Origin of the sequence: Pseudonocardia humida, assembly GCF_023898865.1 — a bacterium.
GTDB classification, from domain to species: domain Bacteria; phylum Actinomycetota; class Actinomycetes; order Mycobacteriales; family Pseudonocardiaceae; genus Pseudonocardia; species Pseudonocardia humida.
The window spans coordinates 1-21450 of the sequence record NZ_JAGSOV010000042.1; the positions used below are offsets into that span (position 1 = coordinate 1).

A 21450-nucleotide genomic window follows, 5' to 3' on the forward strand; every position below is an offset into this window, starting at 1 on the left:
GTGGGCCCGGGGGGGGGGTTGGGCGGGTTTCCCCTGACACGCCCCCCCCCCCCCCCCCACGACGAGATCAGCTCAGGGTGATGCCGGTGGCGGCGACGGCGGCACCGGAGGCGACGAGCTCGACCGCGGCCTCGATCTCGGGGGCGAGGTAGCGGTCGGGGCCGGGGCCGGCGACGCTGCGGCGCAGCAGCTCGCGGACGGCTGCGGTGGCCTGGGCGGGGGCGAGCGGGGCGCGCAGGTCCAGCGCGCGCACGCCGGTGAGCAGCTCGACGGCGACGACGCGGGTGAGCCCGTCGACGGCGCGGCGCAGCTTGCGGGCCGCCGCCCAGCCCATCGAGACGTGGTCCTCCTGCATGGCGCTGGACGGGATCGAGTCGACCGACGCCGGGACGGCCAGCCGCTTGAGCTCCGCGACGATCGCCGCCTGGGTGTACTGGGCGATCATGTGGCCGGAGTCGACGCCGGGGTCGTCGGCCAGGAACGCGGGCAGCCCGTGGCTGCGCGCGGTGTCCAGCATCCGGTCGGTGCGCCGCTCGCTCATCGAGGCCACGTCGGCCACCGCGATGGCCAGGAAGTCGAGCACGTAGGCCAGCGGGGCGCCGTGGAAGTTGCCGTTGCTCTCCAGCCGGCCGTCGACGGTGACGGCGGGGTTGTCGACGGCCGCGGCCAGCTCGCGCGACGCCACGGTGGCGGCGTGGGCGACGGTGTCGCGGGCCGCCCCGTGCACCTGCGGGGTGCAGCGCAGGGAATAGGCGTCCTGGACGCGCGTGCACTCGGGGTTGCGGTGGCTGGCCATGATCGCCGAGCCGTCGAGCAGCGCGCGCAGGTTGGCCGCGGAGTCGGCCTGGCCGGGGTGCGGGCGCAGCGCCTGCAGGTCGGGGGCGAACACGGCGTCGGTGCCGAGCAGGGCCTCCACGCTGATCGCCGCGGCGACGTCGGCGGCCCGCAGCAGCTCGCCGAGGTCGTGGCAGGCCAGCACCAGCATGCCGAGCATGCCGTCGGTGCCGTTGATCAGCGCCAGGCCCTCCTTCTCGGCCAGCACGACCGGGGCGATCCCGGCCTCGGCGAGTGCGTCGGCGGCGGGGCGCAGCACGCCGTCGGCGTCCCGGACGTCGCCCTCGCCGATGGCGGCGAGGGCGCAGTGGGCCAGCGGGGCGAGGTCGCCGGAGCAGCCCAGCGAGCCGTACTCCTTCACGACCGGGGTGATGCCGGCGGTGAGCATGGCGGCGTAGGCGCGGGCGGTCTCCAGGCGGACGCCCGTGCGGCCGGTGGCCAGGGTGTGCAGGCGCAGGAGCATCAGGGCGCGCACGACCTCGCGCTCGACCTCCGAGCCCGAGCCCGCGGCGTGCGAGCGGACCAGGCTGCGCTGCAGGTCGGCCCGCAGCTCGGTGGGGATGTGACGGGTGGCGAGGGCGCCGAACCCGGTGGACACCCCGTAGTGGGGCTCGACGTCGTCGGCCAGGGCCTCGACGACCTTGCGGCTGGTGGTGATCTCGTACTCCGCCTCGGGGCTGAGGACCGCACCGACCCCGTCCCTGGCTACGGCAATGATCTCCTGAACTGACAGCGGCTCGACGCCGACGGTGACTGAGGGCATCGCGTTATCCGACACCGTCACCTGTCCGTGCACCATGACCAGTCGGCGACCACTGTCCGGGATCCCGGATTGTTGATTAGTGTCGGCCGGTGATGGCCCGCCCCGAGAAGGCGCCGGCGGCGCGCCAGGTGTTGGAGATCCTCGGTCACCTGGCTCGGCAGGCGGGCCCCGTACCGGCCGCGGCGGTGGCCCGCGATCTGGGCCTCCCGCGCTCGACCACCTACCAGCTGCTGGCCACGATGGTGGAGAGCGGCTTCGTGGTGCACCTGGCCGACGAGCGGCGCTACTGCCTCGGCGCGGCCGCCTACGAGCTCAGCTCGGGCTACAGCCGCTCGGAGCCGCTGGTCCGGCTGGCTCGGGTACCGATGACCAGACTGGCCGAACGGACGGGCCACGTGGCGCACCTCGCGGTCCTGCACGGCAACGAGGTGCTGTACGTGATCGAGAACCGACCGGCCGGGGCCCCGCAGCTCAACAGCGACGTCGGGGTGCGGCTGCCGGCCCAGCTCACCGCCAGCGGCAGGGCGATGCTGGCCGCGCTGCCCGCGGCCCAGGTCGGGGCGCTGTTCATGCACCCGGACGCGTTCGCCGGGCGCTCCGGCGCCGTGCCGCTGCCTGCGCTGCGTGACCTGCTCACCGAGACCCGCAGGCGCGGCTACGCGACCGAGGACGGCGAGGTGACGCCGGGCATCGCCGCGGTCGGGGTGGCGGTGCTCGACCACGCGGGCTACCCGGCGGCGGGGGTGGCGGTGAGCTACCCCCGCGACGCCCCCGAGGCCGGGGTCGTGGACCACGCGATGCACGCCGCGCACGTGATCAGCAGTCGGATCGGCGGCCAGCCGAGCCAGTAGGACGCACCGTTCGGCTCAGGTCCGGTCGTGCTCGGCCGAGTCGGCGATCTCGCGCAGGGCGCGGGCGTGCTCGGCCAGGACGGCGCGCCCGTGCGGGGTCAGCCGGATCCAGGCGCGTCGGGCCGGCCCGGTGCGCTCGCGGCGCAGGCTCACCAGGTCGGCGTCCGAGAGCGTCCTGACCTGCTTGGACAGCGCGGAGTCGGTGAGGCCCGCGCGGTCGCGGACGAACTTGAACTCGACCTCGCCCGCGCCGGCGAGGGCCGCCGCGATCCGCAGGCGCGTCGGGTCGAGCAGCAGCGGGTCCAGGCGTTGCGCCGCGGGCGGCTCGGTCGGGTCAACCATCGGTGCGCGGCCGGGGGAGCAGGCGCTGGACGCCGAGGTAGCCGACGGGCCGACCGACGGCGAGGGCGATGCCCGCGAGCGTGTTCGGGTGGGCGGCGCCGCTGCGCCGCAGCCCGCGCACGAGCAGCCGCTCCGCGACGACCCAGCCGGCCAGCGCGACCGCCATCGGTGCCGCGGCCCGCGGACCGGTGTCGGCGGGGTCGACGCTGACCGGCTGCACCGGGCGGGCCCGGTGGTCGAGCAGGCCCAGGCCCAGCGTGGTGACCTGGCACAGGCCGGTGATCAGCCGGCGGACGCGGCGGTCGGGGACGTGGTCCTTCGCCGCGTAGTCGAGCAGGGCCAGTGCGGACCAGGCCCCGAGCAGAACGGGTACCCGGCGCCGCTCCTCGGCCGCCACCGCTCGCCGGCCCGCGGCCAGTTCCGCGAGGGCCGCGGTCGCCTCGTCCGGTGTGGGTACGGTCATCGGCTCCACCTCCTTGCCGTCGAGGCAAGTATTAACAGCTACTTGCCTTCATTGCAACAAGGCCTCCGCTCGGTGTCACCCGATCCGCTCACGCCTGGCGCTAACCTCATGCCACTTGTCCGCGGTCCTGCGCTGGGGGGTGCATGGGTTATGAGTGCGGGGGTGGCGACCCGACCGCCCGGCGGCGTCGCCGAGCCGGGCGGGCCCGGTCCGACGACGCGCCGGTCACGGGCGGACGGCACGGCGAAGCGGCGGCTGCCGCTGACCGGCAACAGCACCCCCGACCGGCTGCGCCGGGTGGGGGCCCTGCTGGTCCTGGGCTGCGTGGTCACCGCCGTGGTGGCCGCGGTCAGCGGCTACGACCGGTCCCAGGCGGTGATCGAGAGCGACACCCGGATCGCCGCACTCGCCTCCGACGCCGCCGGGCTCTTCCAGTCGCTCGCCGACGCCGACGCCACGGCGACCAGCGGGTACGTCTCCGGCAGGCGCGAGTCGCCGGAGGGGCGCGCCCGCTACGACGGCGACGTCCAGCGGGCCGCGGAGCGGCTCGTGCACGCGGCGTCGCTGCTGCCCGAGGGCCACCCGGCCACCGTGCCCGTCACCACCCTCACCACGCAGCTGCCGGTCTACACCGGTCTGATGGAGACCGCCCGCACCTACAACCGGTCCGGGCTGCCGCTGGGCCAGTCGTACCTGACGCAGGCGTCGCGGCTGATGCAGCAGACGATGCTGCCCGCCGCGGCCGAGCTGCGCGCCCTGGAGACCGCCGAGCTGAGCGAGGCCTACCGGCGGGGATCGGCGCTGCCGCTGGCCGTGCTGCTGCTCGGGCTGGGGCTGCTGGTCGCGGTCCTCGACGTGGCCAACGGCGAGCGCTCCCGGACCAACCGCCTGCTCAACCCGGGGCTGGTCCTCGGTGGGCTCGCGGTGCTGGCCGCACTGGTCTGGTGGGGCCTGGCCACGGTGCGCACCGGGTCGGCGCTCGACGACGCCTCCCGGCACACCGAGGCCGTCACCGCGCTCGACGACGCGCGGACCGCGGTGCTCAAGGCGCGCAGCAACGAGAGCCTGGTGCTGGTGGCCAGGGGTGGGGGCAGCGGCGACCGCACCTTCGCCGGGCTGACCGAGCCCGTCGCCGGCCCGGACGGCCGCGGCGGCCTGCTGGGCGCCGCGCAGGCCGGCGGGGCCGACGTGGCGGCCGTGCGCGCCGCGGCGCGGAACTGGTTCGAGGCGCACGGCCAGGTCCGCGCCCTCGACGACAGCGGCCGCTTCCAGGAGGCGGTGGAATCGGTCATCGGCACCGGTCCGAGCACCTCGGGCGGCCGGTTCGCCGCCCTCGACGACGCGCTCGCCCAGGTGATCTCCGTCGAGCGCGACGCCATCGTCACCGACGTCGCCCGCGCCCGCGACGCGCAGGCGCTGCTCGCCGTGGTCCCACCGGCGCTGCTCCTGCTGGCCGGGCTGGCGATCGCGGTCGGCATCGCGCAGCGGACGGCGGAGTACCGGTGAACCGCCGCGCGGGCGTCGAGGTCCGCAGGCCCGCGGTCTACCTCGGGCTGGCCGGGATCCTGGCCCTGGGTGCGGCGCTCGTCCCCACCACCCCCGCCGCCGCGCCGCCCCCTGCGGCGGCCGCACCCGCGGCGCCGTCGGCCCCCGCGCCCGCCTGCGACCAGGTGGTCGACAGCCTGCGCCCGCAGGGGCCGTTGCCCGAGCCCGGCGCGATGCCGCCGGGCTCGACCATGGCCGCCATCCAGCAGCGCGAGCGCCTGATCGCCGGGGTCGACCAGACCAAGTACCTCGTCGGCTACCGCAACCCGCTGACCGGGCAGCTGGAGGGCACCGACATCGACATCGTGCGCCGCATCGCCCAGGCGATCTTCGGCGACCCGGACCGCGTGCAGTTCATCGTCTACGACATCGCCGACCGGGTGAAGGCGGTCGAGGAGAAGCAGGTCGACCTGGTGGTCAACAACTTCAGCGTCACCTGCGCGCGCCAGCTCTCGGTCGAGTTCTCCGCGCCCTACCAGCTGGCCCAGCAGCGGCTGCTGGTGCCGAAGGGCTCGGGCATCCGCGAGGTCGAGGACCTCGCGGGCGGCACGGTGTGCACATCGGCGGGTTCGACCACCGAACGCGAGCTGGAGGCGCTGCCGGTGGACATGGAGGTGGTCACCGAGGTCGCGATCCCGGACTGCGTGATCCGGATGCAGCAGGGCGCGGTCGAGGCGGTCTCCAGCGACGACATCATCCTGGCCGGGCTGGCCGCCCAGGACCCGCAGACCGAGGTCGTCGGGCGGGTGCTCGCGACCGCGGGCTACGGGGTGGGGATGCGCAAGGACGCCCCCGACCTGGTCCGCTTCGTCAACGGCGTGCTGGAGCAGGGCCGCGACGACGGCAGCCTGGAGGAGAGCTTCCAGCGCTGGCTCGGCCCGCAGCTCGACCCGGCGCCGCCACCCGAGCCCCGCTACCGCGACTGACCGGGGCCCGTGCCGGGCCGGGCCACCTCGATCGTGACGGTGGTCCAGGCCCCGAGCCGGATGCGGTCGCCGTCGGCCAGCCGCACCGGGGTGTGCGGTCGCAGCAGCGCGGTCGAGTCGCCGAGCGAGGTGCCGTTGGTGGAGTCCAGGTCGACGACCTCCCAGCCGCCGTCCGCGCGGGCGAGCAGCAGCGCGTGCTGGGCCGAGACGCCCGGGTCCAGCGGCGGCCCGGACAGGTCGATCTCCGGGTCGGTGCCCCGCGAGCGGCTGCGCCGCCCGATGGCCATCCGGTCGCCGGTGAGCTCGAACGTGCGGTCCGGGCAGTAGCGCGGGAACTCGACCTGGTCGACGTCGGGCCCCCGGCGCCCGCGCACCACGTCGAACCAGGTCCGGTCGGCGCGCACCACCGCCCGCCACACCGCACCGGTGGGCGCCGGTGCCGAGGGCGGAGCGGGGTCCGGCCGGCGCTCGTCCGGCCGCGGGTCGGGCGGGGGCAGGGCGTTGTCGTGCCCGCACTCCTCGCAGAACCGCCCCTGCAGCGGAGCGCGGCACGCCGGGCAGGCGTCGCGGCCCGGCACCGGCTCGTCGAGAGGTCGCGGGGGAGGCGGTGGGGACGGGAGTGGGGACGGGAGTGGGGACGGGAGTGGGGACGGTGGCGGCGGGGTGGCCGCGTCCACGGCCAGCCCGCAGGTGTCGCAGTACTCGTCGTCGGCCGAGCTGTGCCCGGCCGGGCAGGTGGCCACCGGATCAGCCCGTGCCGCGCACCCGGACCGTCTTCGTGGACCGGGTATCGAGGCTCATCGCGTCGGCCTTGTCCACCCCCGCCCGCAGCCGGACGGAGCCGGTGGGCGCGTCCTCGACGAGGACCACCCGCTCCAGCAGCCGAGCGGTGCCGTCGTTGCCCGACTCGGTGGCCAGCCGCACGGCCTCGCCCAGCCGGGCGGTGGCGGTGCGCTCGTCGCCGTCGCGCAGCGCGGCCAGGCCCACCTGGATGGAGTCGGCGAGCCGGGCCTGCCCGGTGAAGTGCGCGACCTGGCGGCTGATCCGGGTGGACAGGCCCGGGTCGTCGGTCCAGATCGCCTTGACCATGCCCTGGCCCAGCACGTCGCTCGCCCCGCTGCGGCGCAGGCTGACCCGCCCGGCCAGCATCTCCGCGCCGACCGCCTGCGCGGGCACCTCCAGGCACACGTGGTAGATGCGGGTCTCGTCGCCCCACACGCCGAGCGGGTAGTCGCCCTGCGCGGCGGGGGCGCCGGGCCTGCCGCTCTCGGTGCGCCGGTCGGTGAGGTCGGAGATGTCCGGGTCGACCTGCTTGACGAACCGGACCCGCGAGCCCTTCGGCGTCCACAGCCGCAGCTCCACGTCGGCCAGGCCCTTGGCCATCGCCGTGCTCATCATCCGGGCGAAGTCGTCGGCGAGGTCGGCGGGCTCGCGGATGAACTCGAAGCCGCCCAGCAGCGCCGAGGAGATCCGGCGCAGCTCCTCGACGTCCCAGTCGGTGCCGACGCCGCGGCAGTCGCACACGAAGCCGCCCGCGCACTCGGCCAGGACCCGCTCCAGCACCTCCGGCGGCTCGCCGTTCTGGCCGTCGGTGAGCAGGATGGCGTGGCGCACGGCGCCGGGGTGCCGCTCGGCGATGCGCCGGGCGAGGGTGAGCCAGACGCCGATCGAGGTGCCACCACCGGCCCGCAGCCGGCGCGCGGCGTTCGCGGCCTCCCGCCGGGTGGTCGCGTCGGCGGTGGCCGTGCCGGTGCGGGGGTAGATCTGGGCGGCGTCGTGGGTGCCGGCGACGACCGCGAACTCCACGCCGTCGCGGATCTGCCCGACGGCGGCCGCGGTGGCCTCCCGGGCGGCGTGGATCTTGCCGCCGGACATCGACGCCGAGCAGTCCACGACGATGATCTCGACGGCGCCCCCGGTGGCGCCCGCGGCGGACCCGGCCCCGCTCGCCGTGACCGTGACGATCGCGTCGACCTGGGTCGCGCCCACGTGCAGGTACGGGTTCTGGTCGACCTCGACGGAGAACGACGGCTGCGGCGCGCTCATGGCCTGCTCCTCACGCTGACGGGGACGATCACGATCGTGATGTTGTCGCGGCCACCGGCGTCCACCGCGAGCGCGGTGAGCGCGGCGGCCGCGGCCAACGGCCCGGACTCCGCCGCCAGGGGGAGCGCGACCGCGGACAGCTCGGCGGGGTCGTCGAGGTAGTTCCACAGCCCGTCGGTGCACAGCAGGAGCAGCCCGTCGGCGGCGGGGCGCAGCCCGGTCACCTCGGGCGCCGGCGGCTGGGCCTCCGGGCCCAGCCAGCGGGTGATCTGGTGGGCGCGCCGGTCGGCGGCGGCCTCGGCGGGGTCCATGCCCACCGCGATCATCTCGGTGGCCCAGGAGTGGTCGCGGGTCAGCGCCCTGGCCGGCTCGGGGGACTCGGGCGGGGCGAGCCAGTAGACCCGGCTGTCGCCGATCCACCCGATGGCGACGTCCACCCCCGACCCGTCCGGCAGCGGCTCGACCAGCGCCGACACCAGGGTGCACGACGGTCCGTGCGGCGCGCGCCCGAGCTTCGCCACGGCCCGCCCCGCCGCCAGCACGGCCTCCCGGGTGCGGTCGGCGCCGTCGGCGCGCCCGCGCAGCAGCACGTCGAGCGCGGTGTCGGCGGCGGTCGTGGCGGCCAGCTCGGGGGTCAGGGTGGTCGACACCCCGTCGCAGACGACGGCCGCGACGGTGCCCGCGCGGTGCCGCCCGAGCGCCATCGCGTCCTGGTTGGTCGAGCGGACCAGGCCGCGGTCGCTGACCCCGGCGAGGCCGTCCAGGACGGTCTCGACGCGCTCGGTCGGGTCGCGGTGGCGCAGCCCGCACCCAGCGCAGTACTCGTCGTCGTCGGGGCCGGTCGCGGTGCCGCAGCCGCGGCAGGTGCGCTCGGCGTCGGGCGCGGTGACCGCGCTCGTGCCGTCGCGGACGGCGAGGTCGGAGCCGCAGGCCTCGCAGAAGTTGGCGGCGGGGTCGACCGCCTCGGCGCAGGCGGGGTTCGGGCAGGCGGTCGGGCTGGACACGGGGGACACCTCTACCACCGGCCTACACCCACGTCCGCGGCCGCACCGCGTTGGCCCGGTCGACCAGCGCCATCCGCTCCTCGCGCCCGCCGGCCAGCCGCGCCGAGGCGCGCAGGGTGCGCTCCAGCGCCAGCCGCAGGTCGCGCGCCTTCCACGGGCAGCCCAGCAACGGCGCCGCGCCGTTGGCGGCCTGCGTACCCGGGCGGGCGAGCAGGTCGACGGCGGCGTGGAGCAGGGTGGCCCGGATGCCGTGGTCGGTCGCCGGGTCGAGCGGCAGGCGCTCGACGCGCGCCGCCGCGGCGCGCAGCTCCGGCTCGGCGACCCAGGTCTGCGGCCCGGTGCTCGTGCGCCCGCCGACGAGCACCGAGTGCACCGCGGCGAGCTGGGCGGCCACGTACTCGCTGGAGGTCTCCGGCACGGCGTCGAGCGCGGCCGTGGCGACCCGCGGCTGCCCGGCCCGCAGGGCCACCCGGGCCAGCCCGAACGCGGCGTCGGCGACGTTCGGGTCGGTGCGTCCGATGATCGAGTAGTAGCGCCCGGCCAGGTCGTCGAGGCCGGCGCTCTCCGCCGCGGCGGCCAGCGCGAGCTTCGGGGCTGGCTCGCCGGGCAGCGTGGCGAGGACGGCGTCGAACAGGTCGATCGCGGCCCGCGGCTCGCCGGCGACGAGCGCGCCGACCCCGCGCAGCCAGCCCAGCCGCCAGTCGCCCAGCCCGGTGGCGGCGATCCGGTCGAGCTCGGCGCGGGCCGCGCCCGGGTCGCCCGCGTCCAGGTGCGCGCGCACCACCCGCAGCCGCAGCTCGGGGCTGGGGTCGCCGACGGCGCCGGCCAGCCGCAGGATCTCGGCCGGGCTGGCGCCCGAGGCGGAGGCCAGCACACCGGCGGCGGGGTCGTCGGTGTCGACCAGCGGCACCGGCAGCATCCGCGCGGTGCGGCGCGGGTCGGGGCGCCCGGGCGCGGTCGGCTCGCCGAGCAGCCCGGAGGCGAACGTGCCGCGCGGCGGCCCGAACACGGTGGACTGCCCGGGTCGCGGGACGCCGTCCTCGGCGGCCAGCACCTCGCGCAGCACGCCGGTGAGCTGGTCGGCCATCTCGTCGGCGGAGTCGAAGCGGCGCAGCGGGTCGGGGTCGGTGGCGCGCAGCAGCAGCCGGTGGAACGACTCGTGGCGGGCCAGCACCGGGTGCGCCGCGGCGTCGGGCAGCGGGGCCGGGGCGCCGCGGCTGGTCGGCGGCATGCCCAGGGCCAGCACCGCCAGGGTGCGCCCGACGGTGTGGATGTCCGAGGCCGGCGACGGGCCGGCCGTGGCGATCTCCGGGGCCTGGTAGCCGACCGTCCCGAACACCGCGCTGAGCTGGTCGTCCATCCGGATGACCGCGCCGAGGTCGATCAGCTTGAGCTGGCGGTCGTACTGGATGACGTTGTCGGGCTTGAAGTCGCAGTAGGCCAGGCCCAGCGAGTGCAGGTGGCCCAGGGCGGGCAGCACCTCCAGCGCGTAGGCGATCGCCTGGCCCACGGGCATCGGGTCGAACGTGCCGTCGGCGCGCCTGCGGGCGTTGAGCAGCTCCTTGAGCGAGGAGCCGCCGACGTACTCCATGACGATGTAGCCGACCGGCGCGCCGTCCGCACCGGGGTGCTCGACGAAGTTGAAGATCGACACGATGGTCGGGTGGCTGAGCTGGGCGAGGAAGCGGCGCTCCGCGACCGCGGCGGCCATGGCGTCGGCGTCGCCGGAGTCGAGCAGGCCCTTGAGCACCACCCAGCGGTCGTTGACGTTGCGGTCGAGGGCCAGGTAGATCCAGCCGAGCCCGCCGTGCGCGAGGCAGCCCTGCACCTCGTACTGCCCGGCGACGAGCGTGCCGGGGGTCAGGGTGGGCGTGAAGTCGTAGCGGGTGCCGTCGTTGGGGCAGAAGCCCTTCAACCGGCCGGGGCGCCCGTCGCGGCCGCGGCCCACCGGGTGGCCGCACTTGCTGCAGTACCGCTTCTCCTCGGCGACCTGCGGGTCGGCCAGCAGGGCGGCGGCCGGGTCGACGCGCGAGACGGCGGGCACGTCCACCAACCCGGCGCCGAGCCGGCTGCGGCTGGACGTGCTGCGGGAGCGCCCGGTCGTGGGGAAGGCGCGGCTGGCGGAGGTCCCGCTTCCGGTGCCGGTGCCGGTCCCGCTGCTCGAACCCCGGTCGATCGGCTGGGCGGCGGTGTTCTGGCTGCCCGGCCCGGTCGGGGCGGAGCCGGCGGCCAGGCCGGTGACGTCGCAGTAGCCGTCCTCGACGGTGCCGTCGCAGCCCGGGTGCGGGCAGGGGCTGCCGTCGGGCGGCGGGGCGCCCGAGGAGGCGGTGGCCGGTCCGGTGGCCGGTCCCGACCACGGCGCCGCCGCCGTGGCCGGGCCGCTGAACGGCCCGGACGTCCCGGACGGTCTGGACGGCCCGGACGCCCCGGTCGCCCGCGGCCGGGGCGCCAGGCCGCAGCTGTCGCAGAAACCGTCCTGGATGCTGCCGTCGCAGTCCGGCTGGGGGCAGTCCGTCACGGCGCGTCCACCTCCTCGCTCGCGGTTCGGCTCATGCCGGGCTGCCCGGCGGCCGGGGCCAGGTGGCGGCGGTACGCGGCGAGCGCCTGCGTGGCCGCGACCAGGTCGCACGGCGTGGTCCAGAGCAGCCGCCGCAGCCGCTCGTCGAGCTCGAGGACCTCCGGATCCTCGGCGCGGCCCAGCCGGGCGGCGCGGGCCGCGAAGGCCGAGAAGCGCCCGCGCAGCTCGTCGCGGCGCTCCAGCAGACCGGCGGCCAGCCGGTGGGCGGTGCGCAGGCCGTCGGCCGCCGCGGCCAGCGCCACCTGCAGGCCGGTCAGCCCGGCGGCGCGGACGGGCCAGCCGGACGCGCGCTCCACCCGGTCGAGCGCGGCGCGCAGCGCGGCCCGCTCGTCGGCGGGCAGCTCGGGCAGCGGCCCGGCGACGAGCTCGGCGGCCCGGGCCAGTGCGTCCTCGGCCTCGGCGCGCAGCCGGCCCAGCTCGGCCAGCGCCCGGCGGGCGGCGTGGACGTCGGCGTCCCAGCGGTCGCGCTGGGCGACCAGCCGGTCGAGCCGGTCGGCCAGCTCGCGGGTGCCGGTCGCGAGCGCGGCGAGCTCGACCGCCGGGGTCCCGGCGTCGCGGGCGAGCGGGTCGGTCGCGGCCAGGCGGTGCAGCGCGGCGGCGCGGTCGTCGAGGTCGGCGAGGGTCGTGGTCTCCGCGTCGCCGGGGCCGATGCCCAGCGCGGCGGCCCGCCGGCGGGCCTCGGTCAGCCGTTCCAGTACCGGCACCAGCTCGCCCAGGAAGGCGGTGTGCGCGGCGTCCGCCTCCACGGCCAGCCGGCTGACCTCGGCGAACGCCCGCTCCATGCGCTCGGCCAGCCCGTCGAGGGCGATCACCTCGACCCGCTCGGGCGCGCCGGTCAACCCGCGCTCGGGGAGCGCGACGGCCGTGCGGGCGATCTCGACGGACGGCTCGACGAGCAGCCGGTGCAGCTCGGCGAGCTCCCGCTCGCCGGGGCGGCCGCGCCGCTCGCGCACGGCGCGGGCGGCGCGCACGATGGACCGGTAGGCGGCGAAGTCGCGCCAGAGCCCGCTCAGCGCCTCCCGCGCGACCGCCCACCGCCGCCCGGTGGTGCCGGTGGGCGTCCCGTCGGACAGCAGCACGTGGCCCGGGTGGCGCTCCAGGTCGAGCAGGGCCGCGGACATCCTGGACTCCGCGTCCTCGCGCCGGGTCAGCTCGGCGTCGAGCCACGTGGCACTGCGACGATCGTCGATCATCCGGTTTCACGTCCCCCCATGTCACCGGCGCGGACCGGGGGAGGGCCTTCGGCGTGCCACGTCCCCCGATCGTGGCCGCAGGATAGCCCAGTGCCGCGGTGGACGACCCGCGCTCGGCCGCCGCCCCGCATCGCCCTCACGGGCCTGCCGTTCGCCGGCCGCGGGACGTAGCGTGGGAGCACGTGGACCGCACCCCGCTCGCCCCCGTTCCGCCCGCCACCGCCCGGCCCGAGGACGTCATCGCCACCGCGGCCGACCTCGAGGCGCTGATCGGGCTGCCGCTGCCGCGGGTCGCGCAGAAGCAGCGCCCCACGCTCGACGCGATCGACGTCGACTGGATCGCGCGCTCGCCGTTCCTGGTGCTGGCCACCAGCGACGCCGACGGCCGCTGCGACGCCTCGCCCAAGGGCGACCCGCCCGGAGGGCTGGCCCGCGTGCTCGACGAGCGCACCATCGCGGTGCCGGAGCGCCCGGGCAACAAGCGCGTCGACGGCTACCGCAACGTGCTGTCCAACCCGTACGTCGGGATCATCTTCCTGGTCCCCGGCCGGGACGACACGCTGCGGGTCAACGGTCGGGCCCGGCTCGTGCGCGACGCCCCCTACTTCGACGCGATGCGGGTCAAGGGCCACCGCCCCGTGCTGGCCCTGGAGGTCGCCGTGGAGGAGGTCTTCTACCACTGCGCGAAGGCGTTCATGCGCTCGCGGTTGTGGCGCCCGGAGAGCTGGGACGTCGAGGGGCTGCCCAGCCGCGCGGAGATCGCCGGCAAGCTGGAGCGCCCGGACGTGAGCCGCGAGGACCTGGAGCGCTACTACGGCCCCGAGTACGCCGAGCGCCTCTACCGCGACGCCGCCATGCCACAGGCCAGCGCGACCACGGCGTAGCGGGAAAGCAGGCGCGCCGCAGCCGGCGCGGCCGTACGGTCGCCGCCGTGCGCGACGTCCAACGCCTGGTGCAGGGGATCCTCGACGAGCTGGTCGGCTCGGGGGCCGAGCTCGGCCTGCAGGCCGCGGTGTACCGGCGCGGCGAGCTCGTCGTCGACGCGGTCGCGGGCACGGCCGACCCGGCGACCGGACGCCCGGTCGCGCCCGACACCCCGTTCTACGCGGCGTCCACCGGGAAGGGCGTCACGGCGACGGTGGTGAACGTGCTGGTCGAGCGCGGGGTGCTCGGCTACGACGCGCCGGTCGTCGAGCTGTGGCCCGAGTACGGCGCGCACGGCAAGGCGGGCACGACCCTGCGCCACCTGCTGACCCACTCCGCGGGGATCCCGGTGCTGCCGCACGCCACCACCTGGGACGGCCTGTGCGACTGGACGGCCACCTGCGCCGCGATCGCCGACACCGCGCCGGCCTGGACGCCGGGTGCGGCCAGCGGCTACCACACGCTGACGGCGGGCTTCGTGCTCGGCGAGCTGGTCCGCCGGGCCACCGGCTCACCGATCTCGCGGGTGCTCGCCGAGGAGGTCGCCGGGCCGCTGGGGGTGGCCGACGAGCTGTTCCTCGGAGTGCCGGAGCGGGCCGCCGACCGGTCGGCCCGGTTCGTCGACGACCCGGAGGGCACGGCCCTGTTCGCCGAGCTGGTCGCCGGGGTCTCCACCGAGGAGTCGGAGCTGGTGTCCGACGCGGCGCTGGCCAACCGCGTCGAGGTGCTGCGCCACGACATCCCCGGCATCGGCACCACGTCGGCGCGCGCGGTGGCCCGCATGTACGCCGCGCTGCTGGACGAGGTCGAGGGCGTGCGCCTGCTCCCGCCCGCGCGGGCCGGCGAGGTCGCGACACTGGCCACCGCCGGCACCGACCGCACCGTCGGGGGTCCGGCCGCCTACGGCCTCGGCTACTCGGTGGGTGCGGTCGGGCACGCGCCGAGCGCCCCGACGCTGTTCGGCGCGGCGGGCGTCGGTGGCAGCGCCGCCTTCGCCGACACCGCGACCGGGGTGAGCGTCGCGGTCACCAAGAACCGCCTCGACCCGACCCAGTTCGTCGCGTTCTCGCGGGTGCGGGCGGCGGTGGCGGAGGCGTTCGCGGCGTGATCGCCGGCTGACATCGCCCATCGGCGCGGCTGCGCGTTCCGCGGCATCGGTGCCGCACCTGCGCGGCATGCGAGCGGCACCTGCGCGGCACCTCTGCGGAACCGGGGCGAACGGCCGTTGACATCCCCGGGGCCACCTCGGCACGCTGCGGCACCTGTCCGGACCCGTCGGGGCCGCGGGGCCGGGGACCGGAGGGGGAGCGGTGAGCGTTGTGGAGGTGACCCGGCTGCGGGCCAACGCGGGCGGTGAGGCCGAGCTCGTCGCCAACCTGGCCGACGGCGCGCGGATCATCGCCTCCGGCGACGGCTGCCGGGGGGTCGAGGTGCTGCGCGGGATCGAGGCGCCGGGGGAGGTGGTGCTGGTGGTCGAGTGGGAGACCGTCGACGCGCACCACGCGTTCCACGCGACCGACCTGTTCCAGCACTACCGGGCGACCATGGTCGAGATCCTGGCCGAGGCGCCGGCGGGCGGCCACTTCGAACGGGTGGCGAGCGCCCCGTAGGACGTTCCCGCGCACCGGGGTGGGAGGGAGGGGCCCGCCCGGATTCCCGGTGTGGCTGGGAGTATGGCCGGTGCCGGCCGAGGGGGGCCGGCACCGGCGGGGGAACGCGTCGGCGCGGTGGGAAGGGCGGACCGTGGCAGGACGGCCGGACGCCGGCACCGACCGGCGGCGCGAGCGCCCCAAGGACCGCAAGCAGCGGATCGGCGAGCACGCCGCGCGGCTGTTCACCGAGCGCGGCTTCCACGCCGTGCGCATGGAGGACATCGCGGCCGCGGACGGCATCACCGTGCGCGCCTTGTACCGCCACTACGCGCACAAGCAGGCGCTGCTGGCGCACGTCGTGCGGGCGGGACAGGACGCCTACCGGGCGGCGTTCGAGGCGGCGGCCGGACCGTGGCCGGGCCCGGACTGCACGGACGGCCTGCTGGCCGGGCTCATCGGCGCGGCGACCCACAGCCGGGGCTACGCCGTGCTGCGCAGGCGCGAGTCGCGCTACCTGCTGCCCGAGGACCGGGCGCGGGTGGTCGGGCGGTTGTTCGGCCTGGTGACGCGCACGGCCGAGCAGATCGGGCGCGAACCGCCCGCCCCGGGCGCCGACGCCGGGTTCACCGCGGAGCTGCGGGCGTGGGCCCTGGTCAGCGCGCTGGCCGGGCCCGCGGAGCAGCAGGTGGCGGCGCCGCGGTCGGAGCTGGCCGGGGTGCTGGACGCGGCCGCCCGCGCGCTGCTCGCCGTGCCGGTCGCGGTGCCCGCGGAGGCGACCGCGCCCGCCCGCGCGCTGATGGCCTCCCGCCGCGAGCGGGTGCTGGCCGCCGCGGCCGCGGCCTTCCACCGCGACGGCTACCCGGAGGTCGGGACCGACGACATCGGCCGGGAGGCCGGGATAGTCGGCCCGGCGCTGTACCGCTACTTCCCGACCAAGCTGGACATCCTGGTCACGCTCTGCCGCCGCCACGACGAGCGCTCGACCCTGGAGACCTCCCGCGCGCTGCGCGCGGGTTCGCCGCGGGAGGTGCTGTCGGGGCTGGTCGAGGGCCTCGTGCGGCTCGCGCTGGAGGACCCCGACCTGGTGGCGGTCGGGCAGACCGAGGTGCTGCACCTGCCCGGGACCCTCGCCGAGCAGCTGCTGCGCAACCGGTCCGACCGGGTCGCGGAGTGGCGGGGCTGCCTGCGGGAGGTGCGCCCGGACCTGCCGGCCCCGGCGGCGCGGGTGCTGGTGGCCTCGGCGATGGCCGTGGTCGAGAGCGTGGCGCAGGTGCCCCGCGTGACGCGGCGGGGCGGGGTGGGGCGCGCGCTGGTCGAGCTGGCCACGGCCGTCCTCCTCGCCCCGCTGCCCGCGCCCGGCTGCCCCGCGGTCAGGCCGCGAGGGGGATCGGGGGCGACCCGGCCCGGGCCGCGCGGGTGACCACCGCGGCGAGCAGCAGGCCGACGCCGGCGAACACCCCGCCCAGGACCAGCCAGCCCGGGCCCGACCAGCTCAGCAGCAGCGCGGTCAGCACGACCGGGCCGACGGCCCTGGCCAGCGGCTGACCGCTCGACCACAGGCCCTGCCACTGGCCGGGCCGGTCCGGGTCGGCCAGCGCGAACCCGACGTGCCACGACGCGGCGGCCAGCACGACCTCGCCGAGCACCTGCAGCACCGCGCCGACGACCAGTACCGACAGCGCCACCGCGGCCGAGTCGGTGGCCGCCGAACCCGCCATCACCAGGCACGACACCAGCAGCACCAGCCCGGCCCTGCGCAGCGCCACGGCCGCGGACGGCAGGGAGTGCACGGTGCGGGCCGCCCGGACCTGCACGAGCAGCACCCCGATGGTGTTGACCACGAACAGCAGCGCGATCGACCAGCCCGGCGCGGCCGTGCGCTGGGCGATGAACAGCGGCAGCGCCACGGTCAGCATCGGCATGTACAGGTAGAGCACGGCGGTCAGGGCGGCCGCGACGACGTAGCGGCGGTCGCGCAGCACGTCCAGCCGCAGCGACCGGGGCGCCGCGGCGGAGACCTGCGCGGTGGGCCGGGGGAGGCGCGCGATCACCGCCGCGGCCACCAGGAACGTCAGTGCGTCGAACACGAAGACGGCGAGGAAGGCGGTGGGCGTGCCGACCAGGAGGGCGAGCCCGCCGAGTCCGGCCCCGAGGCCCAGGCCGGTGTTGACCGCGACGTGCAGCCGGGCCCGCACGGTGACGCGGCGCTCGGGCGCGATGGTGGTGGCGACCAGGGCCTGGCGGGTGGCGGCCAGCGCGCTCTGCGCGACCGCGTACAGCGCGATCAGCGCGGTGAAGGGGACGGGATCGCGCAGCCCGGACACCGCCACGGCGACCAGCGCGGCCGCGATGACCAGTGACCACAGCACCGCGCTGCGGCGCAGGCCGATCCGGTCGGCGAGCAGGCCGAGCGGGGTGGTCAGCAGGAACCCGGCCGTCCAGGCCAGCGTCAGGCACAGCCCGGTCTGGGCGGCGGAGAGCCCGACCACCTGGGCGAAGAACAGGGCGGAGGTGACGTGGAAGCTGCCGTCGCCCAGCGCGTTGGCGGCGTGGGCGGCCATCAGCGTCCGGACGTCCCCGGCTTCCGTCCCGATCTCGGTCGCTTCCATGGAAGCGACTTTACTTCCGTGGAAGGTACACTGCAAGCATGGCCGAGGACGTCGTCGCGGGGATCGTCGAGCAGTGGGCGCGCGAGCGCCCCGACCTGGACGCCGGCCCGATGCTGATCGTCGGGCGGTTGCAGCGGCTGGCCCACCTGGTGGACGGCAGGCTGCGCCCGCTCTTCGCCGCCGCCGACCTGGCCAACGGCGACTTCGACGTGCTGGCCGCGCTGCGCCGCGGGGGCGAGCCGTTCCACGCCCGCCCCACCGACCTGAGCCGCTCGCTGCTGGTCACCACCGGGGCCATCACCAAGCGGCTCGACCGGCTGCAGGCGCTGGGCCTCGTCGAGCGGGACAGCGCCGACGGCGACGGCCGCGGCAAGACCGTCCGGCTGACCCCGCACGGCGTCGCGACGACCGACCGGCTCATCGCCGTGCACCTGGCCAACGAGGGGCGCCTGGTCAGCGGGCTCACCGCGGAGGAGCGCGACCGGCTGCAGGAGCTGCTCGGCCGCCTCGCCGAGAGCCTGGAGCGCGACGGGTGAGCTGCGCTCAGCCGGCCCGCAGCGTCAGCAGGGTGACCTCCGGCGGCGAGCCCACCCGCGTGGGCGGCCCCCAGAACCCGACGCCGCGGGTGACGTAGAGCCAGGTCGGCCCGAACCGGGTCAGCCCGGCCAGCACCGGCTGGTCGACCAGCGCGACCTGGGTGATCGGCCACAGCTGCCCGCCGTGCGTGTGCCCGGAGATCTGCAGGTCGACCCCGGCGCGCACCGCCTGCTCCACCATCACCGGCTGGTGCACCAGCAGCACGACCGGCCGCGCCGGGTCGCGCCCGGCCAGCGCGGCGTCCAGGTCGAAGCCGTGCCCGGGCACCCCCGACCGGCCCGCGGTCCGGTCGTCGCAGCCGGCGATGTCGAGCACGGCGTCGCCGCGGCGGATCTCGACCCGCTCGTTGCGCAGCACCCGCAGCCCCAGGGAGGGCAGGAACTCCACCCACTCGGCGGCCCCGGAGAAGTACTCGTGGTTGCCGGTCACCACGTAGGTCGGGGCGACCAGGTCGCGGAACGGGGCCGCGTAGTCGGCGAGCTCGGCGACGGTGCCGTCGACCAGGTCGCCGACCACGGCGACGACGTCGGGCGAGCCCGCGTTGATCAGGTCGACGATCCCGGCCAGGTCGGCGCCGTCGACCAGCGGGCCGAGGTGGATGTCGGAGACCGCGGCGACGGTGAACCCGTCGAAGGCGGGGTCGAGCCGGTCGAGCACGACCTCCCGCCGCTCGACCCGGGGCCGGCGCGCCTCGACGGTGCCGTAGGTGACCGTCCCGACGGCGACCGCGGCCGCGCCGCCGGCGATCGCGCGGGACAGGAAGCGGCGCCGCTCGACCGAGAGTGGACCGCGCGCCGCCCGCACCGCCAGCCGCACCAGCTCCCCGGCCGCGAGCAGCACCGCGCCGTAGAGCAGCACCGCCAACCAGAGGTAGCCGACGTGGTGCAGCGGCCGGGCCGCGTCGGGCGACAGCACGCGCCGGGTCAGGAACGTGGCCAGCACGACCGCCCCGAGCAGGACCAGCACCGCGCCGGCGGTGCGGCGGGCGCGGGTCGTGGCGAACACGTCGTGCACGGCGCGCCGGTAGACGTAGAGGTGCGCGAGGAGGACGACCCCGACGACCAGCGCGACGAACCACATGCGCGGATCTTCTCCCCCGACCGGACCCGTCCGCGCGCCGGTCGGCCTCAGCCGCGCCGGGTCACCCGGGCTCGCCCGCGCCCCGTCGCGCGTCGACCTCGATCTCGATGCGCATCCGCGGGTCGGCCAGCCCGCAGACCATCATCGTCGCCGCCGGGCGGGCGGCGCCGAAGTGCGCGCGCAGCAGCGGCCAGCACGGCTCGAAGTCCGCGCGGTCGGGCAGCAGGTAGCGCACCCGCACGACGTCGGCGAAGGTGCACCCGGCCTCCCGCAGCGCCGCCCCGATGTTGCGCAGGCACTGCTCGGCCTGCTCCACGACGCCCTCGGGGAGGGTCATGGTGCGGTAGTCGAAGCCGGTCGTGCCGGACACGTGCACCCGGTCGCCGTCCACCACCGCCCGGGCGTAGCCGATCTGCTCCTCGAACGTCGAACCACTCGTGATCGCGCGCCGAACCGACATGAGCGGACGCTATGGCGCGGGGGTGCACCCGTCCACGCGGTTCCCGATGCGCCCCGGGTCCGGAGCGGGGACTTCGCCGAGCACGAAGGTCTGACGCTGCTCGGCACCTGACGACGGTCCGCCCCTGCGGCCAGGCACCGGGAGCAGGTCGGCCCTCATCGGCGGTCGTGCAGTTCCAGGTGGTCGTGTGCGCGGGGTCGAACGAGATCAGGTACCGGCCGCCGATGGACACGATCGTGCTGCGGTAGGAGTACCGACCGTGACCGCGACCGGTACCCGGCGGCAACGGCCGAAGGCTTCCACGGTCCCGGGCGGGACGCCGTCGTTCCCCTCGCCCGACCACTGTTCAGCCCGGAACGTCACCACGGGACGATCCTCGGCCGGTTCGTCCCCGCCGTCGTCGTCCTGGACGCGTATGCCCTGCTGCGACTGCGGTAGTAGCGCACCCCGTGGCGAATGGGGTCGTCGCACCGCTAGCAGGGTGCTCGCAGCCCGCCGGCGCGCTGCGACGACCCACCTCACGCTGCGACGGCTGCGCCACCCCTGTCGCTGAACTCGACACCGCCGCCCGCGTTGCGCCGAGGTCGTGGGCACCGATTACGTGGGGTGAGCGTGGGACCTGTCGTGGGTGGGCTCGGCAACCGGCCTGACCTGCGACGGCGCGCCCCCGGCAGGACTCGAACCTGCGACCTAGAGATTAGAAGGCTCTTGCTCTATCCAGCTGAGCTACGGAGGCCGGCGCGGCCCTCGCGGACCGTGGCACCGAGCGTAGCGGGCACCGCCGCCGTGCCAGTACACCCATCTGCACATGTGATGCACGGACCGCGGCCGGCGCTCGGATCTGGCCGAATGGCCGATCGACCGGACGCAGGACGTGCAGGACGCTGGTCGCGGGCCAGCGGCGGGGGTGCCGGCGGCCGTCCGGACGAGGGAGAACGCCCGTGACGACCCTGGCCGAGGACCTCGTCCTGCTGCTCGTGGACCCCGCGTCGGGCCGCCTCCTCGCCGCCTCCTCCACCCTCGACCGCGGCCTCGCCGGCGCGTTGCTGCTCGACCTGGCCCTGCGGGAGCGGCTGGCCGTGGAGGGGCGCGGCAGGCGGGTGCTGATCTCGGTGGTCGACCCGGGGGCCACCGGGGAGCCCGTCGTCGACGTCGCGCTGGTCGAGCTCGGCCGCACGCCGCTGCGCGCCCGCGATGCCGTCGAGCGGCTGGCCGGGCGGGTCCGGGGACCGGTGTTCGAGCGGCTGACCGAGCGCGGGCTGCTGGCTCCCCGGCGCGGGCGGCGGTGGGGCCTGTTCCCGACCGCTGCGTGGGACGTGCTCGGCGGGCGCGAACGCGAGCGCCTGCTGGCGGGCGTCGAACGCGTGCTGCTGCACGACCAGCCGTCCGACGTGCGGCTGAGCTGCCTGATCTCGCTGCTGCACGCGGTGCGCGCCGAGCACCGGGTGGTCGAGGGGCCGGTGCGCCGCGTCCGGGCGCGGGCCGCGGAGATCGCCGGCGACGAACTGCTCGGGACGACGGGACGCGGCCAAGTGGCCGCCATCCGCAGCGCCGTCCTGCCCAGCCACCCGCGGAGCACGGGTGCTGACGCACAGTGGCGACCCCCGTCGTTCTCGTGACGACACCGGCGAGCCGGGCGAGGT

The 21450-nt window shown here is 76.5% G+C and carries 20 protein-coding genes and 1 tRNA gene; 9 read left to right on the top strand and 12 right to left on the bottom strand.

Annotation, left to right across the window (positions count from 1 at the left end; genetic code table 11):
- Positions 1-67: 67 nt before the first annotated feature.
- Entirely contained in the window at positions 68-1597 is a 1530-nt protein-coding gene (gene hutH / locus KDL28_RS20840; RefSeq protein ID WP_252441130.1) for a histidine ammonia-lyase, read from the bottom strand.
- Between the two features lie 92 nt (positions 1598-1689).
- On the opposite strand from hutH, the gene KDL28_RS20845 reads away from it, so the two are divergent.
- The gene (locus KDL28_RS20845) at positions 1690-2448 is read left to right on the top strand and encodes an IclR family transcriptional regulator (protein WP_252441131.1); all 759 of its coding nucleotides are present in this window, start codon (positions 1690-1692) and stop codon (positions 2446-2448) included.
- 15 nt (positions 2449-2463) lie between these two features.
- Here KDL28_RS20845 and KDL28_RS20850 read toward each other — a convergent pair whose 3' ends face one another.
- Positions 2464-2790: a transcriptional regulator gene (locus tag KDL28_RS20850; protein ID WP_252441132.1), complete on the bottom strand. Its 327-nt coding sequence runs from the start codon at positions 2788-2790 to the stop codon at positions 2464-2466.
- The gene (locus KDL28_RS20855; protein WP_252441133.1) at positions 2783-3253 is read right to left on the bottom strand and encodes a hypothetical protein; all 471 of its coding nucleotides are present in this window, start codon (positions 3251-3253) and stop codon (positions 2783-2785) included. Before KDL28_RS20855 ends, KDL28_RS20850 begins: the two co-directional genes overlap by 8 nt.
- A gap of 162 nt (positions 3254-3415) precedes the next feature.
- On the opposite strand from KDL28_RS20855, the gene KDL28_RS20860 reads away from it, so the two are divergent.
- Both KDL28_RS20860 and KDL28_RS20865 read left to right on the top strand, forming a co-directional pair.
- Positions 3416-4759: a GlnX family signal transduction membrane protein gene (locus KDL28_RS20860; protein WP_252441134.1), complete on the top strand. Its 1344-nt coding sequence runs from the start codon at positions 3416-3418 to the stop codon at positions 4757-4759.
- Positions 4756-5724: a glutamate ABC transporter substrate-binding protein gene (locus tag KDL28_RS20865; protein WP_252441135.1), complete on the top strand. Its 969-nt coding sequence runs from the start codon at positions 4756-4758 to the stop codon at positions 5722-5724. Before KDL28_RS20860 ends, KDL28_RS20865 begins: the two co-directional genes overlap by 4 nt.
- On the opposite strand, the gene KDL28_RS41605 is transcribed toward KDL28_RS20865, so the two are convergent.
- The 5 genes from KDL28_RS41605 to KDL28_RS20890 all read right to left on the bottom strand — a co-directional run bounded on the left by KDL28_RS41605 (position 5712) and on the right by KDL28_RS20890 (position 12545).
- Positions 5712-6302, bottom strand: a complete 591-nt coding sequence (locus KDL28_RS41605; RefSeq protein WP_252441136.1) for an FHA domain-containing protein — start codon at positions 6300-6302, stop codon at positions 5712-5714. The genes KDL28_RS20865 and KDL28_RS41605 overlap by 13 nt on opposite strands.
- A gap of 169 nt (positions 6303-6471) precedes the next feature.
- On the bottom strand, positions 6472-7770 hold the full coding sequence (locus KDL28_RS20875; RefSeq protein ID WP_252441137.1) for a vWA domain-containing protein: 1299 nt from the start codon (positions 7768-7770) through the stop codon (positions 6472-6474).
- Positions 7767-8774 (bottom strand): PP2C family protein-serine/threonine phosphatase, encoded by a 1008-nt coding sequence (locus KDL28_RS20880; protein ID WP_252441138.1) that lies wholly within the window; start codon positions 8772-8774, stop codon positions 7767-7769. Before KDL28_RS20880 ends, KDL28_RS20875 begins: the two co-directional genes overlap by 4 nt.
- 22 nt (positions 8775-8796) lie before the next feature.
- Positions 8797-11292 (bottom strand): serine/threonine-protein kinase, encoded by a 2496-nt coding sequence (locus tag KDL28_RS20885; RefSeq protein ID WP_252441139.1) that lies wholly within the window; start codon positions 11290-11292, stop codon positions 8797-8799.
- A complete protein-coding gene (locus KDL28_RS20890) occupies positions 11289-12545 on the bottom strand; it encodes a hypothetical protein (protein WP_252441140.1) in 1257 nt (418 codons plus the stop codon). Before KDL28_RS20890 ends, KDL28_RS20885 begins: the two co-directional genes overlap by 4 nt.
- A gap of 182 nt (positions 12546-12727) precedes the next feature.
- Here KDL28_RS20890 and KDL28_RS20895 point away from each other — a divergent pair, with 182 nt between their 5' ends.
- The 4 genes from KDL28_RS20895 (at position 12728) to KDL28_RS20910 (ending at position 16481) form a co-directional block, all read left to right on the top strand.
- Complete coding sequence (locus KDL28_RS20895) at positions 12728-13429, top strand: pyridoxamine 5'-phosphate oxidase family protein (protein WP_252441141.1); 702 nt, start codon at positions 12728-12730, stop codon at positions 13427-13429.
- A gap of 47 nt (positions 13430-13476) precedes the next feature.
- Complete coding sequence (locus KDL28_RS20900) at positions 13477-14577, top strand: serine hydrolase domain-containing protein (protein WP_252441142.1); 1101 nt, start codon at positions 13477-13479, stop codon at positions 14575-14577.
- 202 nt (positions 14578-14779) lie between these two features.
- A complete protein-coding gene (locus KDL28_RS20905; RefSeq protein ID WP_252441143.1) occupies positions 14780-15079 on the top strand; it encodes an antibiotic biosynthesis monooxygenase family protein in 300 nt (99 codons plus the stop codon).
- A gap of 133 nt (positions 15080-15212) precedes the next feature.
- Positions 15213-16481: a TetR/AcrR family transcriptional regulator gene (locus KDL28_RS20910; RefSeq protein WP_252441144.1), complete on the top strand. Its 1269-nt coding sequence runs from the start codon at positions 15213-15215 to the stop codon at positions 16479-16481.
- Here the strand turns inward: KDL28_RS20910 and KDL28_RS20915 are convergent.
- Positions 16432-17670, bottom strand: coding sequence for an MFS transporter (locus tag KDL28_RS20915; protein WP_252441145.1), 1239 nt, complete (start codon positions 17668-17670; stop codon positions 16432-16434). The genes KDL28_RS20910 and KDL28_RS20915 overlap by 50 nt on opposite strands.
- 38 nt (positions 17671-17708) lie before the next feature.
- Here KDL28_RS20915 and KDL28_RS20920 point away from each other — a divergent pair, with 38 nt between their 5' ends.
- The gene (locus KDL28_RS20920) at positions 17709-18206 is read left to right on the top strand and encodes a MarR family winged helix-turn-helix transcriptional regulator (RefSeq protein WP_252441146.1); all 498 of its coding nucleotides are present in this window, start codon (positions 17709-17711) and stop codon (positions 18204-18206) included.
- 7 nt (positions 18207-18213) lie between these two features.
- Here KDL28_RS20920 and KDL28_RS20925 read toward each other — a convergent pair whose 3' ends face one another.
- The 3 genes from KDL28_RS20925 to KDL28_RS20935 all read right to left on the bottom strand — a co-directional run bounded on the left by KDL28_RS20925 (position 18214) and on the right by KDL28_RS20935 (position 20543).
- Complete coding sequence (locus tag KDL28_RS20925; protein ID WP_252441147.1) at positions 18214-19347, bottom strand: metallophosphoesterase; 1134 nt, start codon at positions 19345-19347, stop codon at positions 18214-18216.
- 61 nt (positions 19348-19408) lie between these two features.
- Positions 19409-19807 carry a RidA family protein gene (locus KDL28_RS20930; protein ID WP_252441148.1) on the bottom strand — a complete coding sequence of 133 codons (399 nt, stop codon included), beginning with the start codon at positions 19805-19807 and terminating at the stop codon, positions 19409-19411.
- A gap of 662 nt (positions 19808-20469) precedes the next feature.
- Positions 20470-20543 (bottom strand) — tRNA-Arg (locus KDL28_RS20935).
- Between the two features lie 205 nt (positions 20544-20748).
- On the opposite strand from KDL28_RS20935, the gene KDL28_RS20940 reads away from it, so the two are divergent.
- Positions 20749-21426, top strand: a complete 678-nt coding sequence (locus KDL28_RS20940; protein ID WP_252441149.1) for a GOLPH3/VPS74 family protein — start codon at positions 20749-20751, stop codon at positions 21424-21426.
- The last annotated feature ends 24 nt before the right edge of the window (positions 21427-21450 follow it).